This window comes from Blautia sp. HCP3S3_D9 (assembly GCF_052063845.1).
GTDB lineage: Bacteria > Bacillota > Clostridia > Lachnospirales > Lachnospiraceae > Blautia_A.
On sequence record NZ_JBQHWS010000005.1, the window covers coordinates 41,786 to 53,956 of the forward strand.

The 12,171-nt window shown below is 38.0% G+C and carries 14 protein-coding genes; 1 reads left to right on the top strand and 13 read right to left on the bottom strand.

From position 1 onward, the window contains the following. Nucleotides 1-88 precede the first annotated feature (88 nt). From ACTNES_RS02340 to ACTNES_RS02395, 12 genes are all read right to left on the bottom strand, one after another. A complete protein-coding gene (locus ACTNES_RS02340) occupies nucleotides 89-1,030 on the bottom strand; it encodes an AraC family transcriptional regulator (RefSeq protein WP_291817024.1) in 942 nt (313 codons plus the stop codon). A gap of 150 nt (nucleotides 1,031-1,180) precedes the next feature. Further along, on the bottom strand, nucleotides 1,181-2,548 hold the full coding sequence (locus ACTNES_RS02345; protein WP_441038442.1) for an MFS transporter: 1,368 nt from the start codon (nucleotides 2,546-2,548) through the stop codon (nucleotides 1,181-1,183). Nucleotides 2,549-2,829: 281 nt separating this feature from the next. Beyond that, nucleotides 2,830-3,660: a helix-turn-helix domain-containing protein gene (locus tag ACTNES_RS02350; protein WP_441038443.1), complete on the bottom strand. Its 831-nt coding sequence runs from the start codon at nucleotides 3,658-3,660 to the stop codon at nucleotides 2,830-2,832. Between the two features lie 470 nt (nucleotides 3,661-4,130). Further along, nucleotides 4,131-5,279: a DUF6034 family protein gene (locus tag ACTNES_RS02355; RefSeq protein ID WP_441038444.1), complete on the bottom strand. Its 1,149-nt coding sequence runs from the start codon at nucleotides 5,277-5,279 to the stop codon at nucleotides 4,131-4,133. A gap of 43 nt (nucleotides 5,280-5,322) precedes the next feature. Beyond that, nucleotides 5,323-5,871, bottom strand: coding sequence for a response regulator transcription factor (locus ACTNES_RS02360; RefSeq protein WP_441038445.1), 549 nt, complete (start codon nucleotides 5,869-5,871; stop codon nucleotides 5,323-5,325). 134 nt (nucleotides 5,872-6,005) lie between these two features. After that, a complete protein-coding gene (locus ACTNES_RS02365) occupies nucleotides 6,006-6,281 on the bottom strand; it encodes a DUF2442 domain-containing protein (RefSeq protein ID WP_291808924.1) in 276 nt (91 codons plus the stop codon). Between the two features lie 17 nt (nucleotides 6,282-6,298). Further along, the gene (locus tag ACTNES_RS02370) at nucleotides 6,299-6,559 is read right to left on the bottom strand and encodes a DUF4160 domain-containing protein (RefSeq protein WP_291808923.1); all 261 of its coding nucleotides are present in this window, start codon (nucleotides 6,557-6,559) and stop codon (nucleotides 6,299-6,301) included. 88 nt (nucleotides 6,560-6,647) lie between these two features. Further along, nucleotides 6,648-7,781, bottom strand: a complete 1,134-nt coding sequence (locus ACTNES_RS02375) for a DUF4179 domain-containing protein (protein WP_441038446.1) — start codon at nucleotides 7,779-7,781, stop codon at nucleotides 6,648-6,650. Next, on the bottom strand, nucleotides 7,765-8,331 hold the full coding sequence (locus ACTNES_RS02380; RefSeq protein ID WP_441038447.1) for an RNA polymerase sigma factor: 567 nt from the start codon (nucleotides 8,329-8,331) through the stop codon (nucleotides 7,765-7,767). Before ACTNES_RS02380 ends, ACTNES_RS02375 begins: the two co-directional genes overlap by 17 nt. 457 nt (nucleotides 8,332-8,788) lie before the next feature. Further along, entirely contained in the window at nucleotides 8,789-9,847 is a 1,059-nt protein-coding gene (locus ACTNES_RS02385) for a helix-turn-helix domain-containing protein (protein WP_441038448.1), read from the bottom strand. Nucleotides 9,848-9,984: 137 nt separating this feature from the next. Continuing rightward, a complete protein-coding gene (locus ACTNES_RS02390) occupies nucleotides 9,985-10,884 on the bottom strand; it encodes a hypothetical protein (RefSeq protein ID WP_441038449.1) in 900 nt (299 codons plus the stop codon). Then, the gene (locus ACTNES_RS02395; protein ID WP_441038450.1) at nucleotides 10,884-11,069 is read right to left on the bottom strand and encodes a hypothetical protein; all 186 of its coding nucleotides are present in this window, start codon (nucleotides 11,067-11,069) and stop codon (nucleotides 10,884-10,886) included. The genes ACTNES_RS02390 and ACTNES_RS02395 overlap by 1 nt, the downstream gene beginning before the upstream one ends. Nucleotides 11,070-11,280: 211 nt before the next feature. Between ACTNES_RS02395 and ACTNES_RS02400 the strand changes: the two genes are divergently transcribed. Further along, a complete protein-coding gene (locus tag ACTNES_RS02400) occupies nucleotides 11,281-11,454 on the top strand; it encodes a hypothetical protein (RefSeq protein ID WP_062807378.1) in 174 nt (57 codons plus the stop codon). Between the two features lie 131 nt (nucleotides 11,455-11,585). Here the strand turns inward: ACTNES_RS02400 and ACTNES_RS02405 are convergent, their stop codons facing one another. Next, nucleotides 11,586-12,140 carry an alpha/beta hydrolase gene (locus ACTNES_RS02405; protein ID WP_441038451.1) on the bottom strand — a complete coding sequence of 185 codons (555 nt, stop codon included), beginning with the start codon at nucleotides 12,138-12,140 and terminating at the stop codon, nucleotides 11,586-11,588. Nucleotides 12,141-12,171: the final 31 nt, after the last annotated feature.

Genomic DNA, 12,171 nt, shown 5'->3' on the forward strand with positions numbered 1-12,171 from the left:
TTGTTTTCGCTACAATAAGTAAATATTTCATTCTCTTGTGCAAATCTATTTTCAGTTTTTGCTCACATCTTTTGCTTTTTTCTCCGATTTACTGTTTATATGTATTTTCTTCTATGCTTTTATGCATATTTTTTATCCACTGTCCGGGTGTCTGGTTTTTTACTTTTCTGAAATTTGTTATAAATGTAGACATATTATTGAATCCTACTTTTTGTGCCGCTTCACTGATATTAAATTTTTTATTTTTTAACAGCTTACAGGCTTCCTGTATCCGGATATAATTTACATACTGAACGGGAGTCATATTATATTTTTCGGAAAATAACCTTCTAAGATAGCTTTCACTGATGAATGTTGCTTCCGCAATATCAGATATCTTGATGTCTTCCGCAAAATGTTCCTCTACAAATGAAAGTGCAAGCTGTAGCTTTCCGGACTTATCATCATTTACATATTCCATTGTGTCCTGGCGCTTCTCATTTACAAATTCATCCGAGTTAATTTTCACAATTTCCATAAGCACCGTAAATAGAAGTCCTTTTACACAATTTCTGTACCCATAATCCTGTATTCTGATCTGATCCATAAGGCAGTCAAGTTCACGCACAAGCAGCGGTACTTCTTCCTTCTGCCTTTTGATCGGGCCGCTTTCAATCCGGTTTCGGAAACGCTGAGCATCTCTTTTTCTGAATTTTGCACTTAATAAAAATTCCATGGTATCAACATAAATGAATTCCCAGAAGCTTTTCTCTCCCTCCGCATTAATAATATTATGAGGAAAATTTGCAGGAATAATGATCACTGAATTCTCTGTATAAAATCTTCTGTCATTATTAAATACTATCGTTCCTCTGCCCCTTCTGCAAATTCCAATCTCCAGTAAATTATGAAAATGATTTGGCAGAACGGTTCTTCTCACCTCATCCAGACCATATGTTTTGATTCCTGCACTTCCCAGCACTGCCAGCAGATCCTCTCCGTCCGGGATCTGGCAATATTTAAATTTGGCTTCTCTTCTCCTGTTTGACATTTGCTCACCCCATATATTACTTTCTTATAACAATATTTTCCGGCATTGTTATAGTACAAAATTCCCATTTATCTCTATTTAATAATTCCCCTCTGTTTTTATCAAAACGGAGGGGAATTATCTTTTTAGTCTTTATATAATTTTTATTTATTATCCGTTTAATCTTCTTCCGGATACCAGCTCTTTGTTTGCTTTCTCTACATTCATTCTTGACATGATAAATGTGATAATGATGCAGATAGCAAACGGTACCCAGAGATACATAATATGAAGCATGCTAATACAGGAAGCTGGCTGTGTTGTCAGATTCTGATCAAATTTACTGAATGCCAGAAGCCATCCTGTGATAGCTGTTCCAAGTCCGCCTCCAAGCTTGATGCCAAGAGATGTGCAGGAATACATCGTTCCATCTACACGTTTGCCTTTTGTAAGGTATGTATATTCAGAACAATTGGCAATTACCGCATTCATGTCTCCCTGCCATGGTCCCATACCAAAAGCTGCAACTGCTGTAAACGCCAGCATAAGCGGAACACTGTGCATATATGCGGCAACGATTACAAGTCCTCTTCCAATAGTTCCGATCGCATAGCCGGTAACATTTAACTTATATAATCCCTGCCATTTTGCCACCAGTGATGGTGTGATCAGAAGAGCAATGATCAGTGGAATGTTGATCGCCCATGAGAATACAGGGAATAAGTCTTCATTTAACAGAACATACATCATATAGTAAATACCCATATTCAGCATAGCTGAGTAAATCTGCTGAAGAATATAAGTAACACAGATCATAATGTAATATTTATTTGCAAACAGCAGTTTTGCTGCTTCAACAAGAGAGTATTTCTCATCTGCGGAATTATCCACACCGTCATTTAATTCTTCTTCCGGAAGTTCTTTAACAGATAATGCGGAAATTGTATTAACGACCAGACCGATGATCGCGTAAATGATGGCTACAGTTCTCCATCCTGCTGCTCCGCCACCCATGATCTCTACAAATTTAATTGTAACAGACTGGATCAGAAGACTGGTAGAGAATGCAAAGATGAAACGGTAAGATCCCATTTCCACACGTTCTTTGCTGTTCTTTGTGATCAGTGCTGTCAGCGCTGAATATGCGATGTTGTTTGCTGTATAGAAAACTGCGTTCAGTAAGGAATATGCAATAAAGAACCATGCATACTGTGCTGTTTTTCCAAGACTTTCCGGGATTGCAAAGATACCGATCAGGGTTACCGCGCATCCGATATAGCCGTAAAGCATCCATGGTTTTGCTTTTCCCATTCTTGTGTGAGTCTTATCAATCATGGAACCAAAGAAGATATCTGTTACACCGTCAAATAACTTTGACAATGCAATCAGGGTTCCGACGATACCTGCATTCAATCCAACCGTGTTGGTCAGATACAGCATGACAAAGGAGGATAAGAACGCGTACACAACATTACCTGCCACATCACCCGAGCCATATCCGACTTTGTTATACCATTTTAAGTACTTTTTTTCTTCCATTTTCTACTTCCTCTCATAGTTTATACCGATTTCTCCGTTCAGGCGGTTTTCGCCTTTGTTCGGTGATTATTATAAAATAAAAGAAATCGAAACTATATAAACCGAATGAGACAAAATATGCACAAAATTAAAGAGTTTTTAACTTACTCTTTACGCAAAATCTGCGCAACAATAAATATATACAATTTTGCATCATGAATATTGTGCACATTGCCTATATTTCTCTGATATGGGGCAATCGGATATTTTATCCCCTGTGTTTTACTTTTATATTTCACATATTACTTATTACTATTCTGAGACTGAACTCTATATTGTTCCCTGTAAAGATTCCTGTACTCTCTCGGAGTTACTTTATATCTTTCAAGAAAAACCCTGTTAAAGGTTCTCTGACTTTCAAATCCTGCATCCAGACAAATATCTGTAATGCTTTTATCCGTACATTCCAGATGCACACAGACATAGTTTAATCTTTGCTCATTCAAATACTGCTTAAAATTACGGTGAAAAGTTCCCGAAAATACTCTGGACAGTGCGTATTTGCTGATTCCCAGATCTCTGGCTATTGTTTCCAGAGAAATCTCTTCCTTATAATGTTTGGCAATGTAAGATACCGTCTGATAAATGATATCATTGCTCTCCACATTCTTTTTCTCTGTCAAAGTAAAACAGGGGATACTTCTAGCCAGTAAAATCTGTACATACGCCTGTTCAACGACTGCATTTCTCTTTTTCTGTTTCTTGTTTTCCCTCAGACAGTGGATCGCATTTACAATGTCCGGCGATACTTCTTCCTTCTTTATCACTGGATTCACCGGACAAAAGTTCTGCATTGTAGCAGCAAACTGTTCTCCAAGGGACGGCTGCGCCCAAAGATAGCATGCCTTATTCACTCCGCCTGAAAAGACCTGGTAATGATGAATCACATCTGGAAATATAACTGCAAAATCCCCTGTCTCCATATGAAATAATTCCTGACCCATTCCCAGTTCCAGCGTACCTTCTGTCACATAAATAAACTCAATTGAATTGTGCAGATGAGGAGAAGCATGTCCGGATGCCATTAACCTCAAATGCAGATTTTCCTTTTTTTCTTCATATACCGGAAACATACTATTTAATCTCCTGCAAGTTTTGTCTACTTTTTCCTTTCATTTGGCAGGTAATCTTCTCTTTCCTATACTATAATGTGCCTGTAAGATAAAGAAAAGGAGGAAAACCAAATGAAAAAATTTGTATCCTACATTCATTACGTTATGAACTTTTACGCTAACTACTTTAAAATCTGCCGTTATATGTAAAAGACATTTCTGCCATCACAGAAATGTCCATTACGGAAACCTGATTTCAGTGGTTTCCCTTATTATACTTTTGACCTGTTTGGGTTGTACATGAACAGGATTTTTGAAAATATAAACAAAATTATAGCAAAACCAGAAAATATTCTATATTCTAATCATTCTATGGAATTGCTATAAGCAACTAACTGATAAAGTGTACGCCACATTGTCCCATTATAAGGCAATGTGGCGATATTTTTTATCTCATGCCATAAGGAGATGTCATTTCTTATTTATTCATTTTATTCGCACTCTCCAACACCACCAGGAAATGTACCTGATGATGGTCCATTCTGTACTCTTTGTACGACACTGCCATCTCGTGCATCAATTGTGAGAAGTGGTACCCCGATGCGATCCATAGTAACGCTGTCTATAACCATTTCATTACTGCCATCCGCGTAACCCGGTTCCTGGGAATTCCAGTTTCCGTAGAAATCCCATACCGGTATCAGGCTTCCCTCTGTACTGCTGCTGCCCTTCCGCACACGCATATATCCAAGCTGAACTTTTGTTATCGTCATCTCAACTGTCTGTGCATCAATGGATGGATAACGGGTAAAACTTATGGTAATATGACCTCCTGCTTCTGTAGCACGGAAAGCGTTATCTATCAGATTTACAAGAAGACTTTCCATTAATTCATCATCCATTTTCAGGAAAAAATCTTCGTACTCTGTCTGTAATTGTATCTGTCTCTGCGCTGCTGGTTCTGCCTCCAGCTGAACTACATGTTCTAGCAGTTCTCCTATCGTGTGTAACTCCATTTTTATTGAATCATTCTGATGGAGTCCCAGCATCTGGAGCATTTTTCCGGAAAGTTTTTCAAGTCTTTTTCCCTCGCGGCTTATATGTTCCAGGGAGCGGTCTTTTTGTTCATCGTTTAATTTTACATGACGCAGGGTGTCTGAATATCCGATAATAGAAGTAAGTGGTGTTTTCATCTCATGGGCAAGTGCTCCCATGAGCATTTCCTGTTTTCCGGCTACTTCCTGCAATCTTTCCATTTGCTGTACGGTTCGTCTCATCATCAAATAAATAAACAAGCCTGCAATGCAAAATACTGCCAGATAGATTCCCAGAAACCAGACCGCCGTCTGTCTCAGTTCCGTAAACATAGAGGTAACATCACGAACCGAAAGTATTTCGTAACCCTCTGGGTTTGTAAGCAACCCCTGCTGTAAAAATAAGTATTTGTGATTCAGTTTCTGGATTTTGTATTCATAGGGATCAGTTTTGTTGCTTAGATCAAGGTTATCTATGCTGACAATATTATAATTTGTGCGGTTTACTACGGCTTCCTTACTTTCGGAATTAATGAGTATCATTTCCTCACCGCAGCATCTCAGAAACTGGAATTCCAGATAGGATTTTTTTCCTGTTTCAGACATCTGCTCATATTTGCTGCTGTCCGTTTCCACAACTTCATAGCAGTTAATCCTCCAGTCGATAGCCCAGTTTTGGAATTGTTTTTATTTCATTATATAGTTCCAGTTTCTTGCGGAGCTGACCGATGTGCACGTCTACAGTTCTGCTCTCTCCCAGATATTCTTCACCCCAGACGCGCTTTAATAATTCTTCTCTTCCAAGTGCGATGTTTTTGCTTTGTAAGAGCAGGATAAAGAGGTCATATTCCAGTGGTTTCAAATTTACGGGGATTCCATCTTTCAGAATCTGATGGCTCTGGAGGTCTGCCTGAATGTTTTTGATCGTGAGAATTCTCTTTGCACGACCGGTTCTTTCGAGAATTTTTTCAATTCGTACAAGAAGTTCCAGCATTTCGAATGGTTTTACCATGTAGTCTTCTGCGCCGAGTTTCAGGCCTTTTACCTTGGATGCTACGTCATCTTTTGCAGTGAGATAAATTACCGGGAGATTCTTTGCGCGGAAATCTTCCATCAAAGCAAAGCCGTCTTTGCCGGGAAGCATAATATCGACGACTGCAAGGTCTGCATCTTCGATTACCAGGATTTTGTTTTTCATTTGGAGGTTACCTCGAATAATTACTATAAGCCACTACATTCATGTTTTAAGTGAATGCGAATGATTTTGTCCGCTCATACCATGAATATAATGGCTTAACTTTGTTTCATTTTTTTATATAAACAGTATAAGGATTATGCTATTTTTTCTTCAACATTTTCCAAACTGTACAGCATATCCGGATCAATATCCAGACATTTACTGCAATCCCTGTCCCCGGATACATCCCATGCCAGAGTATCATTTAAAATAGTGCATGCATTCATAAAAAAATCTATATTTTTTAATGGAGCGAATGCTTTTTTATCTAACAATGGCTTCGCATCGTAACATACTATTTTTCCATCTTCAAAATATACATATACTGTATAATCTTCATATGGAATTACCTGAACAATATCATATAACATACTAGATGCCTCCTCAATTATACTAATGGGTTAATTCTATTAAGTGGAAGACCATCTTTAGAAAGCTCCCAGTTCTGCATCAATTCGTCCTGATGAATTACACACCATGCAAGAATCAGTTTCAGTTGTCTGGAGGGTAATGCTCCTTTTATTACTCTTGCTTTGTCTATATCAATCACTGCTTTATTCCCATTATACTCAGCATGAAAATATGGTGGATTATGGTCTTCATAATACATTGTAATTCGTATTCCGTAAAATAATGAAATTTCCGGCATTTCGCATTCCTCCTTTATATAAACCATTATACCAATTACACATGATTTTGAACATCATATATTTTTTATTTTGTAACTATCTGCATTCCTATCTTATCTGTAGTGTAAATCTATCTCCTATTGGTACTCCGGCGTCTGTGGGGTTTTCACCATCGTCATATACGTAGCCTGCAAATTCTTCGTAGACATCATCTGAGGAATCTTTATCAGTTTTTTCTTCGAATACCTGATGGGCTGTATCATTTTTTACTTCATATAATTGTAATGTGATTGATTTTGCTTCCGGGGAGATTTCTTTGTAGCCGGTGAATTCAGGGTCTATGGTTTGTTGGAATACAGTTTCCTCACCATTTCTTCCGGTTTCCTGATAGCAGATTTTGTTTCCCTGATCGTCTGTTCCGATCAGATAATAGTCACTGTCAATATACACTGTTCCATGATATGTTCCGTAAATTGTACTTTCGAATGGATTCCATCTGAATTCTGTGAGATTCAGAATGTTGGAATCAAATTTAATGTTCTGATCCAGGTTCAAATCTACAGTGTTTTTTTCCAGTTCTTCTTTTGATGTTGCAAGTTTGAATGTATAAGGTTCTGTATTGGCCTGTATTTTCTGAATGTTTTCCCAGGTTTCAGCATCAGCCATTGCGATTGGCCATACTTTAAACTCTATGTTTACAGTTCCCTCAGTGTTGACTTCTTCTCCGATTGTAAAATCTTCCACTGTTATTGGATTTTCTGAGAAAGCATTAACTGTTCTTTGGCCTAAGCCCTGCTGAATTTCCTGACCGTTAATGCATACTTCTGTATATAAAAGTTTGTCTTCCACCGCATCCTTCATATCTGCGTCTAAATCTTCGCTGTCGGAATACGCAATCCATAAATTTTTGCTGTCCATCACAATCTCATTTAATGTTATGGTGATTCCATCTCTTGAAATGCTTTTTCCTACAACATTTGTATAAGAATCGGTATCACCGTTCTTAATTCCCAATGCCTGTCCGATCCATGAAGTTACTCTCTGTAATGCTGCTTTTACATCTTCCTGATATCTTAATGTGCATCCCACCATAATAAGCAATATGATCCCGGCGACTGCTGTTTTCCAACTCCTTTGTATATGGAAAAAACGATGCTGTTTTTTCCATGGTCTGGAAGCTTCGTAAATATATTTATCATCCAGATCACCAATCAGTTCTAATGTCTTAAATCCTTTTTCCATATAAATGTTTCACCCTTTCCCCTAGTTTCTTTCTGCTTCGATAGAGACTGGATTTGATTCTGCTTTCCGAAATTCCATGCCGGGCTGAAATTTCACTGATGCTGTCCATATACCAGTAGCGTCGTATAAAAATGTCACAATCACCTTTTTTCAGGGATTCTAGAAATTTTTCAAGGATTTCCAGAATCTCTTTTCTCTGGATTTCATCATTCAAAGAATATGCTGTTACATCCTCTATCTCTTCCAGTTCTTTGCATAATTCTAATATGTGCTCTGTTGACCGTTTTGCAGCTTTTTTCCTGCGAAAACAGTCAATTGCCAGGTTTCGGGTTATTTTTCCAAGAAAAGCAGACAGAATTGCCGGTTTTCTGGGTGGTATGGAGTTCCATGTGGCTAGCCATGTATCATTGACACATTCATCGGAGTCTTCTTTATCATACAGAACATTCCAAGCAATACTAAAACAGTACCTGCTATATTTTTCTTCAGTCGCCTGTATGGCTTTTTCTGATCTGTCAAAATACAGATTGATAATTACTGTATCTTCCACTTTTTTCACCTCACGTTTCTTTTATTTTGCCTTCATAAAATAAGACGGATTTTAGATGATAAAGTTGCAGTTTTAATAAAAATAATTTCCTTTTTTCAGAGTAAACAATACACTGTCGAAAAGTCAACCTGTCTTTTCATAATTTCGACTGGGGAAATGAAGTATATTCTGGTAAAATGAGTATATAAAGGAGGACAAACGTAAATCCTTACAAATGATAAAAGACAAAAGAACAGCCGAAGACATTTTCAAGGCACGAATGAGGACTATACTTAACGAATACGGGAGTACCTAACCGATTTATCTGAAAGACAAGAATGCAGATAAAGTATTCCGGAAATTAAAGCAGAAGCAGAATAACGGTGAAGCTTTTACGGAAGATGATTACGCAGCTCCTTCCCTGACACCATTGATGTCCGGAAAAATGATCCGCAAGGATATATAATGGTATCGTAATTTAAGACACTCCAAAGTTACTATCCTTCTCTGCTAATAATTTTTTCCAGGGTTCATACTCTCTCATATAATCAAAGTCTTCCTCGTTTCTGAAACCTTCCAGCAATTCTTTTTTCATTTCTTCAGTATATGGATTTTTGACTTCCCTGAATTTCATGTGTTTGTATAATCTGGATTTTTGAAAATCACATATGGTATCCATGTTTTCCAGCAATTGTTTTGCCAGCTGAAAAGTGCCTTTCACATTTTTCTCGGCAGTTACAATATTCAGCATTGCTGCACATTCATTATAACTTCCCATTTCAAAAATATTGGCTAATGTACACACTTTTTCTGCCAGAAATCTTGCATATTCAAGGTCATTTTCTTCAAGAGCTTCTGTTATCATTATTCCAAAAGCCAGATTTAAGGTGGTATACTCTGAAAAAATTACATTTTCCAACTTTTCATATGCCTCTTCGGTATTTCCTTGTTTCATATATAATCGTCCCAAGTATAGTCTTTTTGCAGGATCATAGTCAGAAAAATAGTTCAGATATTTCTCAGCTATTGCATAATCTTTTTTTCTTAAATAAAAACCAAACAAAGAATCGGCAGCATGGTGCTGGATTTTTTCATCTTCGTCATTCAGTGCCATTTCGTACCAGGAATTAATTTGCTTATCATACTTATCGGGATTTTCACACACCCCAATAATCCTTCGTGAATCCAGCATCACCGCCATCTGCCAGATTAGCATATTACAGTTTGGATATTTGTTTATGATATTTACTGCCCATTGATAGGTTTTTTCATAACCTTCTTCGGAAAACATTTTCTCCATTTTCTGAATAAGTTTTGTAATTTCAATGTCTGTCAGATTCTGGTGAAAAGACAACAGAGTATCAAGGGAAATATTCAATAATCTCGCAATAGGAGCCAGTAATTCAATGTCAGGATTAGAGTTCCCATTTTCCCATTTATTCACTGCCGGAGTAGTTACTCCCAGCCTGTTTGCTATTTCTTCCTGAGTGTAACCTAATTCTTTTCTATATTTTTTTATCACACTTCCAATATTCATCCTAATTCTCTCCTGATTGAAATTCCAAAAGCTTTTGTAATTAAATCGTATCAGGATTGGCAGCAAAGTACAATTGAATTGTTGTTAAATATTTTTCATATTTTTTAACTGCTAAGAAAAATCATTTTCAAATTCTCTCAAAACAGATCCAGCATACTGTCCAGATAGATTTTTTCTCTGACATGTATCTGGTATTCCGGTCTGGTCATGTAATAGAGCAAAAATTCCAGTATCAGAGCACTTCCGAGTCCTCTTCCTTCTATTTTAAAATTTGAAAATCTCGTTGGCAGATAGATATCCCGGATATCATTGATTCCAATAAATCCCGGATTCTCCATAGCTTTTGAAAAAAGATAGCCCCTCTCTCCTTCTGGTGCCTTGCAATAATGCTCCGGGCAGTTTTCACCCAGATTCTTGCGGCTGACCGTTTCATAGCAGACTTTTCTGTCCCTGCAGCCGAACCAGCAGCATTCATTGCAGAGAAATTCTACCTTGTCCTTCTCAGCCTGAGACAATGTATTCAACTTATCAAAAGCCTTATTTAGCCGGAAATCCGGCACAACATAACGGAAGTCTTTTCTCCGGATTTCTTCTTCAAACTGTGTAAAATCCGTCAGAACCTTGGTAGTGGAGGAAACAAAATAGAGTCCCGGATACTGCTCCTTAAGATATTTCAAAAGCAGCTCTGAATAAATGATCACGCCGTTTCGCGGTTCTCTGTTTCTCTCAAACAACCGGCACAGTGCATTGCATTTTCTGTCTGAAAGGTGCTCCTGGCGAAGCAGGGAATTGCTGAAAGTCAGTCGGGCAGAAATCCCATATTCCCGCATCAGTTCAAGAACCTCCTCCGGATTATTCTCTCCGAAACCAGCCCTGCCTCCACCCCAGATACAGTCTGCCGGAGCACCATATATGGAGCCTATTTCACACCAGTCGTAAAAATATTCCCTGTGTTCCCGGAATAAAGGCAGGAACATCCGGTACAGCTCATAAAACTCAAACAGCCCGGGCAGGTGAAAATATGCCTTCTCCCTCATTAATTTTCCAGCACATCCTCTATAGTTTCCGAAGCATCTTCAAGGGCATCCAGGGCTTCGATCAGTTCATCTGCTTTTCCTGTGTGTGTCTCCTCTTCTTCATACTCATCGATCAGTGCTGTCAGCTGATCTTTTATTTCTTCCAGACCTTCATAGATTTCCTTTAATTTTTCTTCCTTTTCCATTACGGATGAAAGCTTTAGACTTTAGACATTGCTAATAACCTCCCATATGCATTTTCTTTAGGAAAAATTATAACACTGCCCTCTTTTTATGTCCATATGATCCTGGAGTGTGTTTGAAAAATGCTCTAAGAGACTTGTGATACTTGTTTTCTCTGTGGTATTCTATAGGCATGATTATTGCGTTACGCAAAATGTAAAATGGAGGATTTTTATGTTAATTTGTGATTATATTGTAGAATCTATTGACGGTGACTATGCACATCTTCGCAGAACGGATCTGCCTGAAGAAGAACTGAAGCTCGTAGCACGGGCGCTTCTGCCCTTTGACATTACAGAAGGATGCAGATTACATTATGAAATGATGCAGTATAGTATCATTGACTGATTGGGCAGTCTCCGACTCACAGCAAAATAATTTGCATCATTGATTATCACATGAAGCAAAAAGAAGTGTCAAGAAATAGTTTCTTGACACTTCTTCACCCATATCTACTCAATATGATTATATGCTTTTTCTTATTTCCGCTCCAAAAATCCCTTGGTTTTCCCCATAACATCCTGGAGAATTTTCAGGTTTTCCAGTGTATCTGTTGTTTCCAGTGAATGGTTTGCATTTTCATAAGTATACATTGGCACCTGCTGTTTTTGAGAAAAAGCCTGTACTTCAGAAACAATACTCCATGGATCTGAAGTTCCGATAAAGGCAATGGCTTCTCTGTGAGCAAAATTGTAGGTGTATTTCAATGGTGTGTATAGTATCTGCCGGCATCTGATGCTGTGTTTCTCTGCATATGCGGATGCTATGATCGTGCCTACGCTTTTTGCGACAAATAATATTTCATCATATTTGTCAAAGTCAATGGCAGAAAGACTTTTCTCTGCCTGTTCATAAAGGCTTTCGAATGCCTGCTGCATTTTTTCTTCATTTCCCCGGATGTTTCCGCCATCATAAGTATAGCTTAATGCAATTGTTTCTTCATAGCCACATTCCTGCACCATCTTTCGTGAATAATATAAAAGCGGCTTGTCACAATGATACCCGATACCCGGGAAAAATACTGCCAGTTTCATTTTGCTCTCCTTTGTCATTTTGCCAACCCAG

Bases quoted from the DNA above. Each gene is read 5' to 3' on its own strand.
- ACTNES_RS02340 (WP_291817024.1), bottom strand. From the start codon at position 1,030: ATGTCAAACAGGAGAAGAGAAGCCAAATTTAAATATTGCCAGATCCCG.
- ACTNES_RS02345 (WP_441038442.1), bottom strand. From the start codon at position 2,548: ATGGAAGAAAAAAAGTACTTAAAATGGTATAACAAAGTCGGATATGGC.
- ACTNES_RS02350 (WP_441038443.1), bottom strand. From the start codon at position 3,660: ATGTTTCCGGTATATGAAGAAAAAAAGGAAAATCTGCATTTGAGGTTA.
- ACTNES_RS02355 (WP_441038444.1), bottom strand. From the start codon at position 5,279: ATGTCTGAAACAGGAAAAAAATCCTATCTGGAATTCCAGTTTCTGAGA.
- ACTNES_RS02360 (WP_441038445.1), bottom strand. From the start codon at position 5,871: ATGAAAAACAAAATCCTGGTAATCGAAGATGCAGACCTTGCAGTCGTC.
- ACTNES_RS02365 (WP_291808924.1), bottom strand. From the start codon at position 6,281: ATGTTATATGATATTGTTCAGGTAATTCCATATGAAGATTATACAGTA.
- ACTNES_RS02370 (WP_291808923.1), bottom strand. From the start codon at position 6,559: ATGCCGGAAATTTCATTATTTTACGGAATACGAATTACAATGTATTAT.
- ACTNES_RS02375 (WP_441038446.1), bottom strand. From the start codon at position 7,781: ATGGAAAAAGGATTTAAGACATTAGAACTGATTGGTGATCTGGATGAT.
- ACTNES_RS02385 (WP_441038448.1), bottom strand. From the start codon at position 9,847: ATGAATATTGGAAGTGTGATAAAAAAATATAGAAAAGAATTAGGTTAC.
- ACTNES_RS02390 (WP_441038449.1), bottom strand. From the start codon at position 10,884: ATGAGGGAGAAGGCATATTTTCACCTGCCCGGGCTGTTTGAGTTTTAT.
- ACTNES_RS02395 (WP_441038450.1), bottom strand. From the start codon at position 11,069: ATGGAAAAGGAAGAAAAATTAAAGGAAATCTATGAAGGTCTGGAAGAA.
- ACTNES_RS02400 (WP_062807378.1), top strand. From the start codon at position 11,281: ATGTTAATTTGTGATTATATTGTAGAATCTATTGACGGTGACTATGCA.
- ACTNES_RS02405 (WP_441038451.1), bottom strand. From the start codon at position 12,140: ATGAAACTGGCAGTATTTTTCCCGGGTATCGGGTATCATTGTGACAAG.